We start from the raw sequence: 17,306 nt of genomic DNA, 5'->3' as shown, positions 1-17,306 counted from the left end.
AACAATAATTAAAAAACATCAAAAATTCTATGCTTAAACTACTCAGATACATTAGTATTTTTCTCATTACTGCCTGTTTACTACTTGCTTGTAATACTTCAGTACCAACTGAAGTAAAACGCCCTCCATTGAAAGTGATATTTGGATCTTTTGTTGGAGAGCTTCCAGGCATCATTGCTCAAAAAAAAGGATTCTTCAAAGCCCAAGGGGTAGATGTGGAACTAATTCATACACAATACGCCCAATTGGAACAAGCAAACTTCAATGCGGGTAAGTATGATGGGATTACGTCGTCCTTGGGAAATTTTATCATCTTGAGTGCCGCAAATCCAGATATACAAGGCGCGATCGTTATAGATGAATCAATAGGAGCAGATGTGGTAGTAGCCCAATCAAAAATTAAAACCGTAGCTGACTTGAAAGGGAAAAAGCTGGGTGCAAATCTAGGCGGTTTTAGCGAAGTTTTCGTGACTGAAATGTTGAAAACTGCCAATTTAACTAGTGATGATGTGAACTTAGTTCAATTAGAGGCTTCAGAAATTCCTCAACGCCTGAAAAATAATACTATTCAAGCCGGACACACTTGGCAACCCTATCTCTCTGAAACGATAAAATTAGGGGGAAATATCCTATTTACTAGCAAACAAACCCCTGGCTTTATTTTAGATTTGATTATCTTTCGTGGTGAGACAATCCGCGATCGCCCCGAAGACATTCGTGCATTTGTGCAGGGATGGCTGCAAGCTTCGACCTACTGGAAAGCAAATGTTGAAGAAGGAAAAGCGATCGTCAGCAAAGCGTTAAAAATTCCGATAAATACTCTCTCTCTAGAGGGAATAAACCTAACTGATTTAGGTGAAAATCAAAAATATTTTCAATCTAATAACCCTAAGTCCATTGACAAAACTGCCAAGATATATGCAGACTTTTTTATTCGCTCTGGAAACATTACGCGTATTCCTGAGCTAAAAAGTTTGTTCAATTCTTCCTTCTTGAATCCCCCCTAGTTTGAAGCTATGCAGCACTCTTTTTTGGGCGGTATCCGTACAAAGTTGATCGCCTCGTTTCTCGTTGTTGCTTTGATTCCATTGCTGTTATTGGCATTTATCAACAAACAGACAACTGAAAAAGCACTAACTGACAACGCCCGACAAGCCCTATCTGCGGCGGCTAACGAAACCGCTAACAGAATAGATGCCTTTATTGATGGAAATCTCAATGCCGTGCGTGTAGAGGCGATTTTACCAGGTTTGGCACGCTACCTCAGCCTAACTCCAAAACAGCGAGACGGCAGCCCCGAAATGCAATTGGCGACAGAAACATTAATGCGTCTCAGTCGCAAAGATATGCTCAATATTCTCTCTTATGCTTTGCTCGACTTAAACGGTAAAAATGTATTGGATACACGTACATTGAATATTGGCAAAGACGAATCAGTTCAAGATTATTTTAAAAAACCGCTACAAACTGGTTTCTCCTTTGTTTCTAGCATGAAGCGATCGCCGACAATTCCCAATCTTATTACCCTCTTTTTTAGTAGTCCGGTTCGCAATGCCAAGGGAGATATATTGGGTATATTGCGTGTTTCATATAATGCGACTGTTGTTCAGCAGTTAGTAACTCGACAAACCGAACGGGCTGGGGAAAAATCTTTTGCGATTCTTTTAGATGACAATAATATTTATCTCGCACATAGCACTGCACCGGAACTGCTTTTTAAATCAATTGTGCCTCTACCTGATGATGTTGTAACTCAACTGCAACAGGAAGGTCGTTTGCCTAATTCTTCTTTCAAAGAATTGGCAACTAATGAATCCAAACTTAAACAAGCATTGGATAATAAACAGTCGTATTTAATTGCATCCTTGTCAGCAACAGGCGATCGCGTTAATCTAATTGCGATCGCTCGTTTGCAATATAAACCTTGGTCTGTGTTGTTTGCCCGACCCCTTGCCGTTGCTTTAGCACCTGTAGAAAAGCAAATTCGTAACACAATTTTTCTATTTGCATTTATCGCTGGAGTAGTGACAATCATCGCTTTTGCTATTGGACAAGTGCTAACAAAGCCAATAATTCACCTTACCAATATAGTTTTCCAGTTTACCGCGGGTAACTTAGATATCCGTGCCAAAAATAAATCAAAAGACGAAATAGGTCAACTGTCAAAATCGTTTAACAACATGGCACTTCAGTTACAAACATCTTTGGAAACTTTAGAACAACGGGTACAGGAGAGAACAGCAGAGTTAGCCATTGCTAAAGACAAAGCCGAAGTCGCAAATCAAGCTAAAAGTTTATTTATTGCGAATATGAGTCATGAGTTGCGATCGCCCCTCAATGCTATTCTAGGTTTTTCTCAGTTAATGTTACGCGCGAAAAACTTGCCTGCCGAGCATTATGAAAATGCCGGGATCATTTATCACAGTGGTGATTATTTACTAACGCTCATCAATAATATTCTCGATTTATCAAAAATAGAGGCGGGTAAAACTACTCTTAATCCTAGAGATTTCGATTTATATCGCTTGCTAGATGACTTAGAAGATATGCTACATTTACAGGCAAGCAATCAAGGCTTAAATTTAATATTTCAACGTAGTGAAAATGTCCCATGTTATATTTGCACAGATGAGTTAAAACTCCGGCAAGTATTAATTAATTTGATTACTAATGCCATTAAGTTTACTCAAAAAGGAACAATTAGTTTAACAGTAAATAATACTAGTGAAGAAATTACAGATATTTTAACTCTTGATTTTGAAGTCTGTGATACAGGAGTGGGAATTGCAGCCGCAGAATTACCCAAACTTTTTAATGCTTTTTCTCAAGCACAAGCTGGAAAAGAATCTCAAGAAGGAACGGGTTTAGGTTTAGCAATTAGTCACAAGTTTATTCAGTTAATGGGAGGAGATATTTCTGTTGAAAGTAAATTAGGAGTCGGGACAACTTTTAAATTTTATATTCAAGCAAAGTTAGGTCAACCAACCAATAACAATACTTTAGAAGTACATCCAAAAGTATTAGAACTTGCACCAGGACAACCTATATATAAACTATTAATAGTAGATGATAAACCTATTAATCGCCAATTATTAATTAAACTCTTACAACCGTTAGGGTTTGAGATGAAAGAAGCTAGTAATGGCAAAGAAGCGATCGCTATTTGGAATGAATGGGAACCCCACCTGATTTGGATGGATATGCGAATGCCTGTCATGGACGGTTACGAAGCTACAAAATATATCAAGTCCACTACCAAAGGGAATGCTACAGCTATAATTGCTCTGACAGCAAGTGTTTTAGAAGAAGAAAAAGCGATCGTTCTTTCAGCCGGATGTGATGACTTTCTCCGCAAACCTTTTGCAGAACATACAATTTTTGACACACTAGCCAAACATCTTGGTGTCAAATATATATTTGCTGAAAATAATTCTTCAAATTTGGAATATACAGAAAAAAATACTTTAACATCCCAAAATTTAATTTGTATGTCTCAAGAATGGATTAATCAATTCTATGAAGCTGCATTAGAAGCAAATACTAATCGTGTCATAGAATTAATTAGAGATATTCCTAAAACAGAAACTTTTTTAATTCAATCTTTAACAAAACTTGCTCGTCAATTTGAATTTGAGGAATTAGTTGATTTAGCCGAACCCCTGAGAAGCAATGAATCTTAATTCTGATAAAGAAAATAAAGGTAATATTCTCCTAGTAGATGACAATCCCAAAAATTTACATTTATTAAGTGATTCTCTGGTCAAACTCGGCTATACTGTTCGCAGTGTCACAAGTGGACGGATGGCACTAAAAACAATAAAGGCAAAGCGACCAGACATCATTCTTTTAGATATTAAAATGCCAGAAATGGATGGCTATCAAGTTTGTAGAACTCTGAAAGCCGATGAAGTTCTACGCACCATTCCCGTTATTTTTATTAGTGCTTTAGATGATGTCTTCGATAAAGTGATAGCCTTTGAGTCAGGGGGCATAGACTACATCACTAAACCCTTTCAGATGGAAGAAGTTGTAGCGCGTCTAGAAAATCAGTTAACCATTCAACGCCAGCAACGGCTTCTAGAACAAGAAAATATTAAGCGTAGGGAAACAGAAGAAATACTGTATCAGTCTAGGGCAATGCTAGCCAGTATTTTGAATAGTTCGCTAGATGGTATTGCCGCTATGCAAGCTGTCCGCAACCCTGTAACTGGAGACATTGAAGATTTTCGTTGCTTAGTTATCAATCCTGTTATTGCTAAAGCTTTCGGAAGCAAATGTGAAGAGATAATCGGCAAATTAGTACTCAAAAAACTCTTAGCTCATCTAGAACCAGAACTCTTTAATCACTTCGTTAATCTTGTCAAAACAGGGGAAGCTTTCAAGCGAGATTTTTATCATCCATTAGGTAATTCTTGCTGGTATCACTTTGTTGCAGTCAAACTAGATGATGGTTTTGCTATTACCATATGCGACATCACTGGACGAAAACAAATTGAATTGGCTCTCCAAGATGCAAATCAGAAACTAGAACAACTGGCAAATTTAGATGGCTTGACTCAGGTGGCTAACCGTCGTTGCTTTGATGCACGACTTAAAGCAGAATGGAGACGCCTTGCACGAGAACAACAACCCTTGTCACTGATTATGTTTGATGTTGATAAATTCAAACTTTACAACGATTACTATGGTCATCTTGCTGGCGATGATTGTCTAATGAGGATAGCGCAAACAGTGCAACAAACAATTCATCGTCCTGCCGATTTAGTAGCGCGTTACGGTGGAGAAGAATTTTTGGTACTCTTGCCCAATACTGACTTAGCGGGAGCGATTAAAGTAGGGCAAAGTATTCAGCAAGCAATTCATGCTCTGGCTATTCCCCATGTACAGTCTGATGTCAAAAATATTATCACCGTTAGTTTAGGAATTACCTCTCGCATACCTATTTGGAACATCAGGCCAGACACACTCATTGCTTCAGCAGATAAAGCACTGTACGATGCCAAACAAAATGGGCGCGATCGCTATTGTAATGATTGAAAGATTTTTATGGCAATACCTTCATTTCCAGCATTATTACATCAGTAACAATCACATCCAGCTTTTCTTTTAAAAGAATACAGGAGCTATTATTTCAATGCTGAATCGACCGTGCTTGAATACCACATTATACCATTCCTCGTCATCCATCTCGTTATAGTGTAGGTAGCCATCGCGGAATGCACAAACACGTTTAGGTTCAAGAAGCAACAGTTTCCAAAATGCCTTGGCAATACGTTCATAAATCTCAGTTGATGAACCATCTGGATTAAAACGTAGTCCAGCACGAAGATTGTAATCTTCACAGATAAATGGGTATGCTATCCAGTCTCCATTTGACCCTAGCTCACAAGCCATGAACATTTGCTCTATGAGTGCATACTTGTAGTCTGGAATAGACAAGCTGATCAAAATATTAGAACCAAATATGGCTGGAATTCTAGCCCGTACCCACACTGCATTAGCTGATTCTCCAAATAGATCCTGGCATCTCTGTAAAATACTTGGAGGTTGTCCCTCAATGTAGTCTGAAAGAGGAAACATTGGATCTTCTCCAACCCTCTGATATGAGATAATTTCTAGTTCGCTACCCAAGTCACCTAATAGCGCAATAAAAACAAACCCACCATGCTGGGCACATTCCCCAAGAATCTGATGAAACCATCCATGTTTGATAACAATGGAAACCATCAATCGAACTACTTATTTAATATTAATAGTTTTGTCATTATTTATACTAAATTACAAGTACGTTGCAACGCTTGCTGAAGTAAAGATTGATATTCTTCATCCCCAACCCGATAAGCGCCAAACCTTTCCAAATGGGGATTCATCATTTGGGCATCAAAAAATACAAATTTCCTCTGGCGCAATCTTTCCACCAATTTAACCATCGCCACCTTTGAGCCTTCGGGAATGCGGTAAAACATCGACTCGCCAATAAAAGCCCCACCAATCACAATCCCTAAAATTCCTCCAGCTAATTCGTCACCTTGCCAAGTTTCAAAACTATAAGCATAGCCACTCTGGTAAAGTAGCCAGTAAATCTTTTCTAATTCCGGTGAAATCCAGGTTGTCTCTCTATCAGCACAGCCAGCCACCACAGCTTGGAAGTCCCGATTAATCGCCACAGTAAACCGCTCTTGATTCAGAACACGCTGCAAAGACTTGGGATAACGAAACCGTTCATCCAAAGGAATAAAAGTTCGATCGCGACTTCCGTACCAACTCAGGCGATCGCGCTCATCAGCCATGAGAAAATAGCCTTGTGCATAGCCCTCAACAATAGCCGCGATATCATATTGCATAAATAAATATAAAAAAACACTCCTAGAAACGCAATTTGATGCTAAAAAATCAACCTCAGCGTTCCTCTGCGTTTCCCCTTGCGTCCCTCTGCGTTTAAAAAAAGATGACTCAACCAATTCCACCCATCACCCTACCACCGCCCGAAAACCCCCTACTCGAAGGTGAATGGTTACGAGAACGCTTACAACGGTGGCTAGATACAGAATTTATCCCCGAAGCAGTAAACCAAAATATTGCCCAACGAGCCGCACAGATTTTTGTGCGTCAACGGATGGAAGGAGAAAATGACCTTGGTTCTCTGGTAATTGCCATTGTCACAGAGATGCAGTCCTATGATTTTTCCAATAGCTTCTACGGAGAGTTTGCGATCGCCAACGCCGTCAGCGATCTACTCTTAGAAAGTCTGGGAATTGATAAGTGTTGTGGGCAATAAGAGTTAGGAGTTAGAAGTTAGGAGTTAGGTTTGTCTCAATTAATAACTCATCACTCATAACTCATCACTCATAACTTTTTACCAACTAGACTTAACAACTCCAGGTAAAAGACCTTCATGCGCCCATTCTCGTAGTACGTTCCGAGACAACCCAAAATCGCGGTAAACTCCTCTAGAACGACCAGTCAACCAGCAACGGTTGCGGTGGCGGGTGGGCGCACTATTCCGGGGTAGCTGTTGAATCTTCCGGTGGATTTCTAGTTTATCCAAAGGAGATGCTGCACTTCTGAACTCTTCTAAAAGAGTTTCCCGCTTGTCAGCATACTTTTCGATCAACTTGGTGCGCTTTTTCTCGCGCTCAATCATGCTCTTTTTTGCCATATATTCTCTAACTTATTTGAAGACACCGTTTTCCATTCTACAGTCTCTCCATCAATTCTGGGGTTACTTGTGTCGCTTATCCTACAACCACTGGCTTATTTGCAGCCGGACATAAATCGGCAAGCTCGCAAGCAACGCAGACGGGAGAGCGGGCTTTACAAATAGCACGACCGTGATAAACCAGCCGAATTGACCAATTTTCCCAATCAGGCTGAGGCAATAAACCCATTAAATCTTGCTCAATCCGAATGGGGTCTGTATGTTCAGTTAAACCCAAGCGTTCGCACAGGCGCTTAACGTGAGTATCTACTGTCACGCCAGCATTAATCCCATAACCATGAGCTAGGACTACATTTGCTGTCTTGCGCGCCACACCTGGAAGCTTTAATAATTGCTCCATTTGGTTGGGGACAACAGAGTTAAACTCAGTGACAATCATCCGACAGGCGGCTTGAATGTTCTTGGCTTTATTGCGATAAAACCCTGTTGAACGCACCAAACTTTCTAATTCTACCAAATCAGCGATCGCTAAACTTTCTGCATCAGGAAACCGAGCAAATAAAGCTGGTGTTACTTTATTCACCCGCTCATCAGTACACTGAGCAGAGAGAATCGTTGCCACCAACAATTGTACTGGCGTTGAGTAGTTCAAAGAGCAAGTAGCATCTGGATAAAGACGCTTCAGCCGAGCTAAAATTTCTATCGCCCGTTGCTTTTTAGATAACGATTTGCAGGTAATGCTTACTGGAACAATTTTTGTACCCATTCCAATTGGCTAGTTAATTGGGTAGTTTCTTTGACGATCAGAAAAATTCCTAACCCTAAGAGTAACACCAAACCGGTTTGCATTACACTTTCTTGAATGCGGGCGGGTACAGGCTTACCGCGTAAACCTTCAATTAGCAGGAAAGCGAGTTGTCCGCCATCCAAAGCTGGTAAAGGCAAAATATTGATAATAGCCAAGTTAATGCTGATAATTGCCGCAAAAGACAACAGATTTACAGTATTGTCCTCAGCTAATTTCGCACCAATTTTGACAATATTAACTGGCCCAGAAACTTGCCCAGCAGTTTGTTGAAAGTTAGTAATTAACTGACCAAAACCGCTTAGTGTACCAACAAATAATTGTTGAAATCTATTAGCAGCAAGACCAAAAATTTCAAAAGGACTATTAGGACGGCGATAAATTGCTGTAGCATTTGGACTGAGTGCCACACCAACTACGCCTTTGCCATCGGCTCCCAATTTCGGAGTTAATTTCAGGGTTTGTTGTTGGTTTTCACGTTGAATTTTCAGTTCGATTTGCTGATTGGGATGAGTTTGAATTTCTTTAGTCAGCAAAGGAGTTGATTTATCAGAAGCTAGGAGTTCCTGACCGTTAACAGCCAGAATAATATCTCCTTCCCGAATTCCTGCTTGGTAGGCAACAGATTCTTGATTAACAGGCTGGACAACTACACCAGCTTGATAGGTTAATTCCTTGGGAATGCCGACAATACCCAATTGCAGAGCCAACACCAAGTAGGCAAATATTAAATTGGCGATTACTCCAGCACTGATGACAATTGCCCGGTCTAAAACTGGACGGTTACGCAGCAGATTTGGGTCATTGGGTGGAACATCGCTATCGGGGTCATCATCGGGAAAGCCCACAAAACCGCCCAAAGGAAAGGCGCGGACAGCATATTCGGTTTGTGAACCTTGGTACTTCAAAAGAACCGGGCCAAAACCCAAAGAAAAACGGTTAACGAGAATGCCTTGAGAACGTGCTGCAACAAAATGCCCCAACTCGTGTACCAAGATCAAAACAGCCAAGACTGCGATCGCTGCTAAAACTGACATAGAGTAAATTAGTGAAGATATTAAGCTATAGTTATCTCTATTCTAATTGGGCATTGGGAATGGGGTATGGGGCATAGCTCATTGGTAAAAGACAAATGACAAATGACCAATAACCAATGACAAATTACAAAACTTCACGTCCCAAGTAAGGTTGCAATACTTCTGGTATCCTCACCGTCCCATCAGGTTGTTGATAATTCTCCAAAATTGCTGCCATCGTCCTTCCCACCGCCAAACCCGAACCATTGAGGGTATGTACAAACTGAGTACCTTTCTTCCCCGTCTCTTTGAAACGAATATCAGCCCGTCGTGCCTGAAAATCTATAGTATTGGAACAGCTAGAAATTTCACGGTATTTTCCAGAAGAGGGCAACCAAACCTCTAAATCATAAGTTTTGGTAGAGGCAAATCCTAAATCCCCAGTACTTAAATTTACTACTCGGTAAGGCAATCGCAACGCCTGTAAAATTGCTTCTGCATTCCCTACCAATTTTTCCAGTTCATCAAAAGACGTACTGGGTTCGACAAACTTCACCATTTCTACTTTGTTAAATTGATGCAGGCGAATTAATCCCCGCATATCGCGCCCATAACTACCAGCTTCGCGGCGAAAACAGGGAGTAAAGGCACAGTGGTAAATAGGCAAATCTTCAGCAGCGAGAATTTCACCCCGATAAAGATTTGTAACTGGAACTTCAGCTGTCGGAATCAGCCATAAGTCATCATCAGCGCATTTAAAGCTTTCTTCCGCAAACTTGGGTAACTGACCGGTCGCCGTCAAAGACTCAGTATTAACTAACAGCGGCGGACTGACTTCCACATACCCAGCTTGAGTATGGAGAGACAGCATAAATTGAATTAATGCCCTCTCCAATCCTGCACCAGCGCCTATTAATGTCACAAAGCGACTTTGGGCAACTTTTACAGCTCGTTCAACATTGAGAATACCCAGCTTTTCGCCAATTTCCCAGTGAGGGAGAATATTCGGATTTTGAGGAATGTACTCATCACCCCAACGGCGTACTTCTACGTTATCTTCCTCATTCTTTCCAAGGGGTGTAGAGTCACTTGGTAAATTCGGAAGTGCCAACACAAGTTGGTAAATTTCAGCTTTGAGGTCTTTTTCTTGGGGTTCGAGTTGACTCAACGTCGCTTTAAGAGAGTTACCTTCATCCCGCAAAGCTTGAATTTCTGGGTCTTGAGGATTGATCCCAGATTTAATCTTCTGACCGACAATTTTACCAATTTCGTTGCTCCGAGCTTGGAGTTGACTGCGCGTCCCCTCAAGTTCCCGTTGTTTCCGATCTAACAGTAATATCGGTTCGATGTCGTATTTACCACTACGACTATTCAATCGTTCTTGAACTAATTGGGGATTTTCCCGTATTTGCTTGATATCCAGCACAGATTTTTCTCAGTTTTTAGCCTATTATCTACCTGCCAACACATCAGCATATACTGATTTTGGCTTTGTGTGAGCAGAAAAGCAACCATTTAAATTTAGTATTATTCTGATTTTCTAGATTCCTGAGTGTTTGCAGGTGAGGCTAGCCAGTAGGCAAGTACGCCTGATAAACCACTCCAGTAAACTGCCTGGTTTTGGCTATTATCGCGTTCCAAAAAGATTAGGGAACTACATAATCCAATCATCAATGTGCTAAAAAGTACTTGTATACCAAACTTCCATATTTCTAGTTTTTCCATAGTGTCAGACCTTCAATAAAAATTAATTCACCTTGATAACGGTTCTAATATCACTCTTTAGATGGGTGCTAACGTAAGAAACTGGTATTATTCTTCACACAGTAATTTAATAATTTCGGAAAAGTACAATCAACATATTTGAATTATTGCCATACAACTTTTGAAAAAGAGGAGAAAAGAAGTCAAAAGAATTGCTGATTTTTGACTATTACCTTTTCTTCTGACTCCCTTTTCTACGGTCGGTTAATGCGATTGAGTAACCAAAGTGACGCCACCAGCCCTGCAAAGTGGGCTGAGACAGTGTTGGTGTTTGCCTGTACTACAAGCATATCTAGACCGCTAATAATCCGGGTAGGGTCAAAAAATTGGGTAGTTATCGCTTGCGGAGATATGGATCGTGCTACCAGTGTTCCAACGATCGCTTGCGCTCCCAAAAGAGTCACTAGCGTTCCTCCTAAATTCACCCACACACCTAAGCGTAATACTTGCACAGTCTCGCTTTTCCGAGGGCGGTTGCTGGGATTGGAGGATTCCAATTGCTTGCCAATTCTCGTGTAACGGTAAGCTAAATAAATCCCCCCACCTAAAACAACCAGTCCACAAATTGCTAAAAATACGCCAAAGCCAGTCCCAGGATTATTACTAGGACTGCCAGTTCTTTGATTAAAGATGGCGAACAGCAGCACAATTATGCTAGAAACAACGCCTAGTACTAGCTGAATCCAGAAGCTAATCCAACCTGTAAGGCGAAAAGTTTGGGCAATTGCCCTAAGAGTTGAGGAAGATGATGGGGCATCGGGAGTTTGTGACATAGCGATCGCTAATATGCTGGGTGCTTGATAAAGGAAGGCGAAGAGGAGAGGACGAAGGGAGTTTAGCGCCTTCTTTGATAAATTTACTATCACACTTGTCAAATAAGACAAGAAATTCTGCGATCGAGGAAATCAGAAATGGTTACTGTTTAAGTATGTCTACCGACGTAGCAGTTCGATCTCAGATATATCCCTTAGCTTAAGATTTTAGAATTTGCATTGGGAAAATCACTGTAAAACAAAGTGTTTATTAAGCTTTACAGACAAAATAGCATTTTACCTGTAAAATTTCTTCGATGGCATTTTATTGCTTAAGCAGCTCGGCATCAGTTAACACCAAGATACTGAGTCTCTCACTGTCTGTTCGCTCCTCACCACACCGTATCGAGCTTGAGTGGGGGTACATTGTTTTGTGCCCCTAAAACTCGCAAACTCGCCCCACAACTTCACAGGCGTGGGTAATTGTTTGATGTTTACGCAATAGATATCTAGTCTAAGTAGCTTTATATGTATTACTCGCGTAGTAGTAGCACTGTATACTAGCTACAAGGATTGTAGACTTTACCCTAAGGCATTTTTTTTAGCCATTCACTAACCATGAAACTTGAGGATATATATCAATTTTTTGAGAATCCTCCGCCAACTTACCTTTGTCAAGAACTAGCAGTTTGTTACATACTGTCTGTTTTATTACAAGGTGAATCCTACGGAACCGAGTTGATTGAGCAATTAGAAACTGAGTATCCCGTCTATCGGCTTTCAGATACCGTACTTTATAGTGCAATCAAATTTCTAGAAGACCAAAAGGCAATCACTGGATATTGGAAGAAACTCGAAGGACGGGGGCGCCCCAGGCGGATGTACCAAGTTTCTCCTGAATGGCAAGTTCAAGCTCAGGATTTAGCTTTTCAATGGCTTGACTACATCAACGGGAGGAAAAAGTAACGAATCATTGATAATGAATAAGTCTCCTCCAGTCAAACACTAACAATTAGTTATGGATACTGCTATTCTGCCATCTACCTTCCTGCTAACCTTGTTGTTATCGGTTGGGCTGTTTTTCTTTATTCGTGCCTCGACTAAAGACCGCACAGAAATAGCCCACCTAGTATCTGAGCAAGATGAAGCTGTTTTAATGTCTCAATTAAAAGAGTATTTTCGATCGCGGTCTTACCGAGTGGCAACGGTAGACCGAGAACAAAATCAGGTAATTTTTGAAGGTAATGTTCGTCCCAGCTGGTTCTTAGCCATATTTCTAACTTTCCTAGCAGCGACTGGCATTGTTTGTCTATCTCTGGTGACATCCCTGCTTTTTCCTAGCCTGAGTACCCTTGTTCTGGCGATGGTACTGCTGTCGCCTTTAAGTGGTCTATTTTATTGGAAAAAATCTGGAAGACTTGAGAAGGTATCGCTCAAAGTAGAAACAACTCAGAGCGAACAAACCTCCTCAAGTAAGATTGCTGTAGTTGCCCATCGAGATGAACTCAGCGAGTTGCAGAGGACTCTACAGCTCAAGCCTGGGAAATAATTGTTGATTGTTGCGACCATCTCTTAACTATGATATGCAGACTTCTGACCTAACCTACTATGCAGGCAATGGAAAGTAGTCAGGAGAAAATCAAGACTGCTGCTTTGTCAGTTTTCCCCATGACCAAAGTCGTGGGGAAAAAATTTAAATTCATTAACTTAAATTCATTGACAGAGCAAGCTTTAACCATCTACGGCATAAGAGCGCAACTTCACTCTTCTTTTTAGACGCACTTGGCTCTATACTCACTCCCTTTTGCATCATCAAATTAGTATCAATCCATGCAATCTAGCGTGGTTTGAAACAGCTTCACTTTCCAACTACCTGGACTAGATTTCCTGGCAAATCAGCTACAAACTAAAAAAAAATTAAATTTTGCATAAACTTAGCAATTTTGCCAGTTAATAATAGTCAGGAGCCACATTCAATGCCCAAGATGACCATCTATGGTTCAACGACTAGCTAAAGCAAGAGGTTCTTGACCTGGTGAAGGTTCCAACACCCTCAAACTAGGAAACAAGAAATGGTTTTCCTCTACGTATTGAGCACCAAACAGTCCCTTTTCTGCCCAGAAATAACGATCTGTAGTGTGTTCATTTCGCTTTACAAGTAGCAACGCTGGTGGCAAAATCCCTTCAGCTTGAATGAATCTTCTCGCTGCTGTTACTGGCTTTTCTTCGCCACTTTCGATGCTATATTGAGGCACGTGTTCCAAAATACGCCGTCCTTCCTGACGACGACGACTCTTCCTTTTGCGTCTCCTTGCCAATATACTGTCCTCCTCTTTCAAGCTATAGATTGTAGTGATAGCTACAAAATCCGTCGTCATTATATAGGTTCTAGTTCAGAATATCAATAGTTTTTAACCTTTTAATATAAGAAAGTTAATATCTTTGAAACATCAAGAAAATAAAATCACCTAAGAATATAATTCCTTAGTACAAACCATCTCTTTTGAAGATTTTAGTTAAGCTTGATGAAATGAGTGAGGTAAAAATTAAGTATCCTCTCTTACATCATGCCTCAAAATCTATAATCTTGAGCAAAAGCTAAAAAATGTTAATGTCTGCCAGTTCTGATTTTCTTGCTTTGTGTCGAGAGCAAATAGCGCTACTAACCCAAGGGCTAGGAGCAACTTTAAGTATTGTGTACTTAACACAAGAATTGGTAGATACTCCTTCTGGCGATGCCAAACTGATTCCTGTGGTGATTTACCCGGAAACAGCATTATTGCTGCCAGGAGAGGAAACTATTGAAGCGACGGCATACAAGCAACTTCAACTTGGAAAGGCGTTTATATTACCCAATCAACAGGGAAGGTTATTGACAGCAGGTTCAGAATCTCCAACTTCATCACGGGAGTCTGAGATACCAGATACGTCTCAACCCGATCTCAAAGAGGAATACCTACTTAGTGGCAACCAAATTGTTTTGCCTTTGATTTATGAGGGTGTGATGATGGGGTTATTAGTGACAGGTAGGAAAGATCGGGTATGGAATGAACACGAACAAAGTCAGATTCAACGGATAGCCCAAACATTAGCGATCGCTTGTATTTTAGATCAGCGGCGAGCATGGTTTGAGCAACAGTTGCGCGAGCAACAAATTCTCCAAGAAAAACAGCGAGATTTGCTGGATAATTTGTTGCATCAGTTTCGGAACCCATTAACGGCGTTACGGACTTTTGGCAAACTCCTATTGAAACGACTACGACCAGCAGATGTTAACCGGGATGTGGCAAATAGTATTGTCAGAGAAAGCGATCGCCTCCAAGAATTGCTGCAACAATTCGATCAAGTAATTGATTTGACAGAGGCAGATTTAGCACCACTACATCTCCCTGAAGAAGTATTTGTAGAAGCAACTATCCAAAAAGATGCTAAACCTCCGTTATTATTACCAGGAACGGGAGATAAAGCAGTTGACTGCTCCCTAGCAGATATATTAGAACCATTATTAATATCAGCCAAAGCGATCGCCCAAGAGCGAAAGCTAAAACTAATAACTGAAATTCAAGAGAATTCATCCCTAGTACGTGCCAATGTCAAAGCATTACGAGAGGTGTTAACTAATATTATTGATAATGCTTTGAAATACACTCCCACTGGTGGCAAAATTTTGATTCAGGCGGGGCAAGAAAAAGCTAATTTTCAGGGAATAGTTATTAGTGATAACGGGCCCGGCATTCCACCCCAAGATTTAGAACATCTTGGAGAACGGCATTATCGCGGAGTACAAGCGCAAACAGAAATCCCAGGTACAGGTTTGGGGTTAGCGATCGCTAAACAATTAATAGAGCAAATGCAGGGTGAAATTGAGGTTTTCAGCCCTGCAATCAACTCTAAATTCACTTCACCCAATGCGCCAGGAACTACATTTATTATTTGGTTGCCGGAAGTTGAGAATTAGTTTTTAGCCTTGGACAATAATGTTTTCACTGAACCGCAGTTGTAGCGATCGCGTCGAGATGTGCGATCGTTTGCGGTGAAAGTTGCAGGTCTGCCGCTTTGGTGTTTTCGTGCAGATGACTAATGGATGACGTTCCGGGAATTAACAGGATGTTCGGCGATCTCTGAAGCAGCCATGCCAAGGCGACCTGCATCGGTGTAGCTCCAAGTGATGCTGCGACAGCATCGAGGGCTGACGATTGCAACGGATTGAACCCACCCAGCGGGAAGAACGGCACATAAGCAATTCCCTGCTTTGCGAGGTCGTCAATGAAAGCGTCATCTTCCCGGTGCGCTACGTTGTACTGATTCTGCACGCAGACGATTTCTGCGATCGTTTGCGCCTCTGCCAACTGCGTAGGTGTGACATTGCTCAAACCGAGGTGACGAATTAATCCCTGCTCCTTAAGTTCGGCTAAGGTCGTTAGCGGCTCTGCAAGAGAACCCTCCGATGGCCCATGAACGTCACCCATCAAGCGGAGATTGACAACATCGATCGCATCGAGTCCGAGATTACGCAGGTTGTCGTGAATCGCTTCGGTTAGTTCCTGCGGCGACATCGCGGGAACCCACGAGCCATCTTCAGGACGACGCGCCCCGACCTTGGTGACAATTACCAAATCTTCCGGGTAGGGATGCAGTGCTTGTCGGATAATTTGATTCGTGATGTGAGGCCCATAGAAGTCGCTGGTATCGATATGATTAATGCCAAGTGCGATCGCTTCGCGCAAAACAGCAACGGCTGCATCCACATCTCGCGGCGCACCCATTACATTCGGGCCCGCGAGTTGCATGGCACCATAACCTATGCGCTTCACTGTTATTGAAGTGTTCGGCAGCGTAAAATTCCCACCAAGGTTCGTTTGCTCAGACATATTGCTACTTTCTCCAAGAATTTTTTAGTGATTTAACGAAAGCAATTTTGTAGAGTCCATTTCTCATTGATGTCGCTGCGTGCGATCGCAGCCCTCTCTTGGCGATCGATAGATTCTTAACGCTTGTCATTGTTCGTTGCGGCTTGCGAATATTTGCTCATACTCACCGTTCCTTTCAGCAAATCGTAGTGCTTTGACACGATTAACAAGGATTTCGCCGTGGGGCGGGTTGGGAGTGCTGAGAATCTGCATCACTTCAGCAATAAAGTCAGCCAGTGGCATTGCGGCAGGATCGGTCGCCTGACTAGCCCCGCCAAGTTCCGTCTGTACGTAGGGTGGGGCAAGTTCAAGAACCTCCACGGAGGTTTCTTGAAGCTGAACGCGGAGCGACTGCAACCAAGAGTGCAGAAAAGCCTTGCTCGCGCAATAAGTCGGATATGGACTGATGGGAACGAAAGCCAAGCCAGAGGTGGTGGTGATAATCGTTGAATGCGGTTGCTGTTTGAGAGTCGGGAGGAGTGCCGCCGTGAGGTGAAGTACACCAACAACATTAGTCTGAATCATAGACTGGATCGCAAAGAAATCGATCGGAGCTGAGGTGAGGTCTTCCGTCTTAGCAATTCCGGCATTGTTGATTAGAACATTGAGTTTAGGGAACTGCTCTCGAATGCGGGACGCAAAGGCTTCGATGTCTGCCGGGTCTTGAACGTCAAGTTGAATCCCGTGCATGCCGGAGTGAGCGGCAGTGATTTCGTCGAGAAGATGTTGACGGCGACCTGCGACGATCACTTGATTACCGCGTTGATAGAAAGCCTCGGCAAGCCCACGACCGATGCCGCTTGTGCCGCCAGTGATGAGGATAGTGTTGTCCGTGAGATTCATAAGTATTTTTTCTGTAAAGATGTCAGAGTTTGTTGAGAGTAAAGTTGTTGTAAAACC

Annotated in this window: 18 protein-coding genes; 7 read left to right on the top strand and 11 right to left on the bottom strand. The window is 41.8% G+C overall.

The features are described from left to right. Window positions 1–29 precede the first annotated feature (29 nt). The 3 genes from RMY64_RS06825 to RMY64_RS06815 are packed head-to-tail and all read left to right on the top strand — an operon-like array spanning window position 30 to window position 5,037. On the top strand, window positions 30–1,007 hold the full coding sequence (locus RMY64_RS06825; RefSeq protein WP_322683025.1) for an ABC transporter substrate-binding protein: 978 nt from the start codon (window positions 30–32) through the stop codon (window positions 1,005–1,007). A 9-nt stretch (window positions 1,008–1,016) separates the two neighbouring features. Continuing rightward, window positions 1,017–3,680 carry a hybrid sensor histidine kinase/response regulator gene (locus RMY64_RS06820; protein WP_322683024.1) on the top strand — a complete coding sequence of 888 codons (2,664 nt, stop codon included), beginning with the start codon at window positions 1,017–1,019 and terminating at the stop codon, window positions 3,678–3,680. After that, on the top strand, window positions 3,670–5,037 hold the full coding sequence (locus RMY64_RS06815; RefSeq protein ID WP_322683023.1) for a diguanylate cyclase domain-containing protein: 1,368 nt from the start codon (window positions 3,670–3,672) through the stop codon (window positions 5,035–5,037). The genes RMY64_RS06820 and RMY64_RS06815 overlap by 11 nt, the downstream gene beginning before the upstream one ends. Window positions 5,038–5,106: 69 nt before the next feature. Here RMY64_RS06815 and RMY64_RS06810 read toward each other — a convergent pair whose 3' ends face one another. Then, the gene (locus tag RMY64_RS06810; RefSeq protein WP_322683022.1) at window positions 5,107–5,727 is read right to left on the bottom strand and encodes a hypothetical protein; all 621 of its coding nucleotides are present in this window, start codon (window positions 5,725–5,727) and stop codon (window positions 5,107–5,109) included. Between the two features lie 41 nt (window positions 5,728–5,768). After that, window positions 5,769–6,344, bottom strand: a complete 576-nt coding sequence (gene aat / locus RMY64_RS06805) for a leucyl/phenylalanyl-tRNA--protein transferase (RefSeq protein ID WP_322670971.1) — start codon at window positions 6,342–6,344, stop codon at window positions 5,769–5,771. Between the two features lie 104 nt (window positions 6,345–6,448). Here aat and RMY64_RS06800 point away from each other — a divergent pair, with 104 nt between their 5' ends. Next, window positions 6,449–6,778 (top strand): hypothetical protein, encoded by a 330-nt coding sequence (locus RMY64_RS06800; protein WP_012410384.1) that lies wholly within the window; start codon window positions 6,449–6,451, stop codon window positions 6,776–6,778. Window positions 6,779–6,856: 78 nt separating this feature from the next. Here RMY64_RS06800 and rpsN read toward each other — a convergent pair whose 3' ends face one another. From rpsN to RMY64_RS06770, 6 genes are all read right to left on the bottom strand, one after another. After that, window positions 6,857–7,159 (bottom strand): 30S ribosomal protein S14, encoded by a 303-nt coding sequence (gene rpsN / locus RMY64_RS06795; RefSeq protein ID WP_322670970.1) that lies wholly within the window; start codon window positions 7,157–7,159, stop codon window positions 6,857–6,859. 76 nt (window positions 7,160–7,235) lie between these two features. Then, entirely contained in the window at window positions 7,236–7,925 is a 690-nt protein-coding gene (nth, locus tag RMY64_RS06790) for an endonuclease III (RefSeq protein WP_322670969.1), read from the bottom strand. Beyond that, a complete protein-coding gene (gene rseP / locus RMY64_RS06785; RefSeq protein ID WP_322670968.1) occupies window positions 7,901–9,001 on the bottom strand; it encodes an RIP metalloprotease RseP in 1,101 nt (366 codons plus the stop codon). Before rseP ends, nth begins: the two co-directional genes overlap by 25 nt. Window positions 9,002–9,125: 124 nt before the next feature. Beyond that, complete coding sequence (serS, locus tag RMY64_RS06780; protein ID WP_322699653.1) at window positions 9,126–10,406, bottom strand: serine--tRNA ligase; 1,281 nt, start codon at window positions 10,404–10,406, stop codon at window positions 9,126–9,128. 101 nt (window positions 10,407–10,507) lie between these two features. Continuing rightward, window positions 10,508–10,705 carry a hypothetical protein gene (locus tag RMY64_RS06775; protein ID WP_322699652.1) on the bottom strand — a complete coding sequence of 66 codons (198 nt, stop codon included), beginning with the start codon at window positions 10,703–10,705 and terminating at the stop codon, window positions 10,508–10,510. Between the two features lie 233 nt (window positions 10,706–10,938). Further along, window positions 10,939–11,517 carry a DUF3611 family protein gene (locus RMY64_RS06770; RefSeq protein WP_292730500.1) on the bottom strand — a complete coding sequence of 193 codons (579 nt, stop codon included), beginning with the start codon at window positions 11,515–11,517 and terminating at the stop codon, window positions 10,939–10,941. A 597-nt stretch (window positions 11,518–12,114) separates the two neighbouring features. Here RMY64_RS06770 and RMY64_RS06765 point away from each other — a divergent pair. Together RMY64_RS06765 and RMY64_RS06760 are read left to right on the top strand one after the other, a co-directional pair. Continuing rightward, window positions 12,115–12,462: a PadR family transcriptional regulator gene (locus tag RMY64_RS06765; RefSeq protein WP_289798053.1), complete on the top strand. Its 348-nt coding sequence runs from the start codon at window positions 12,115–12,117 to the stop codon at window positions 12,460–12,462. Between the two features lie 52 nt (window positions 12,463–12,514). Next, window positions 12,515–13,045, top strand: coding sequence for a cofactor assembly of complex C subunit B (locus RMY64_RS06760; RefSeq protein ID WP_322683019.1), 531 nt, complete (start codon window positions 12,515–12,517; stop codon window positions 13,043–13,045). A gap of 451 nt (window positions 13,046–13,496) precedes the next feature. Here the strand turns inward: RMY64_RS06760 and RMY64_RS06755 are convergent, their stop codons facing one another. Continuing rightward, window positions 13,497–13,814 carry a DUF3155 domain-containing protein gene (locus RMY64_RS06755; protein ID WP_041566316.1) on the bottom strand — a complete coding sequence of 106 codons (318 nt, stop codon included), beginning with the start codon at window positions 13,812–13,814 and terminating at the stop codon, window positions 13,497–13,499. Window positions 13,815–14,101: 287 nt separating this feature from the next. Here RMY64_RS06755 and RMY64_RS06750 point away from each other — a divergent pair, with 287 nt between their 5' ends. Continuing rightward, entirely contained in the window at window positions 14,102–15,454 is a 1,353-nt protein-coding gene (locus RMY64_RS06750) for an ATP-binding protein (RefSeq protein ID WP_322670965.1), read from the top strand. Between the two features lie 25 nt (window positions 15,455–15,479). Here RMY64_RS06750 and RMY64_RS06745 read toward each other — a convergent pair whose 3' ends face one another. Together RMY64_RS06745 and RMY64_RS06740 are read right to left on the bottom strand one after the other, a co-directional pair. Next, window positions 15,480–16,367: an aldo/keto reductase family oxidoreductase gene (locus RMY64_RS06745; protein ID WP_322699651.1), complete on the bottom strand. Its 888-nt coding sequence runs from the start codon at window positions 16,365–16,367 to the stop codon at window positions 15,480–15,482. Between the two features lie 126 nt (window positions 16,368–16,493). Next, window positions 16,494–17,249, bottom strand: coding sequence for an SDR family oxidoreductase (locus RMY64_RS06740; RefSeq protein ID WP_322699650.1), 756 nt, complete (start codon window positions 17,247–17,249; stop codon window positions 16,494–16,496). Window positions 17,250–17,306: the final 57 nt, after the last annotated feature.

It is taken from the genome of Nostoc sp. DedQUE08, from assembly GCF_034530895.1.
Classification (GTDB): Bacteria; Cyanobacteriota; Cyanobacteriia; order Cyanobacteriales; family Nostocaceae; genus Nostoc.
Note: the sequence above shows the minus strand (reverse complement) of the source record. Positions and strands in the feature narration are given on the sequence as shown.

What these genes read in the sequence shown, in the direction of transcription:
- RMY64_RS06825 (WP_322683025.1), top strand. Translation starts at nt 30, where the DNA reads ATGCTTAAACTACTCAGATACATTAGTATTTTTCTCATTACTGCCTGT.
- RMY64_RS06820 (WP_322683024.1), top strand. Translation starts at nt 1,017, where the DNA reads ATGCAGCACTCTTTTTTGGGCGGTATCCGTACAAAGTTGATCGCCTCG.
- RMY64_RS06815 (WP_322683023.1), top strand. Translation starts at nt 3,670, where the DNA reads ATGAATCTTAATTCTGATAAAGAAAATAAAGGTAATATTCTCCTAGTA.
- RMY64_RS06810 (WP_322683022.1), bottom strand. Translation starts at nt 5,727, where the DNA reads ATGGTTTCCATTGTTATCAAACATGGATGGTTTCATCAGATTCTTGGG.
- aat (WP_322670971.1), bottom strand. Translation starts at nt 6,344, where the DNA reads ATGCAATATGATATCGCGGCTATTGTTGAGGGCTATGCACAAGGCTAT.
- RMY64_RS06800 (WP_012410384.1), top strand. Translation starts at nt 6,449, where the DNA reads ATGACTCAACCAATTCCACCCATCACCCTACCACCGCCCGAAAACCCC.
- rpsN (WP_322670970.1), bottom strand. Translation starts at nt 7,159, where the DNA reads ATGGCAAAAAAGAGCATGATTGAGCGCGAGAAAAAGCGCACCAAGTTG.
- nth (WP_322670969.1), bottom strand. Translation starts at nt 7,925, where the DNA reads ATGGGTACAAAAATTGTTCCAGTAAGCATTACCTGCAAATCGTTATCT.
- rseP (WP_322670968.1), bottom strand. Translation starts at nt 9,001, where the DNA reads ATGTCAGTTTTAGCAGCGATCGCAGTCTTGGCTGTTTTGATCTTGGTA.
- RMY64_RS06775 (WP_322699652.1), bottom strand. Translation starts at nt 10,705, where the DNA reads ATGGAAAAACTAGAAATATGGAAGTTTGGTATACAAGTACTTTTTAGC.
- RMY64_RS06770 (WP_292730500.1), bottom strand. Translation starts at nt 11,517, where the DNA reads ATGTCACAAACTCCCGATGCCCCATCATCTTCCTCAACTCTTAGGGCA.
- RMY64_RS06765 (WP_289798053.1), top strand. Translation starts at nt 12,115, where the DNA reads ATGAAACTTGAGGATATATATCAATTTTTTGAGAATCCTCCGCCAACT.
- RMY64_RS06760 (WP_322683019.1), top strand. Translation starts at nt 12,515, where the DNA reads ATGGATACTGCTATTCTGCCATCTACCTTCCTGCTAACCTTGTTGTTA.
- RMY64_RS06750 (WP_322670965.1), top strand. Translation starts at nt 14,102, where the DNA reads ATGTTAATGTCTGCCAGTTCTGATTTTCTTGCTTTGTGTCGAGAGCAA.
- RMY64_RS06745 (WP_322699651.1), bottom strand. Translation starts at nt 16,367, where the DNA reads ATGTCTGAGCAAACGAACCTTGGTGGGAATTTTACGCTGCCGAACACT.
- RMY64_RS06740 (WP_322699650.1), bottom strand. Translation starts at nt 17,249, where the DNA reads ATGAATCTCACGGACAACACTATCCTCATCACTGGCGGCACAAGCGGC.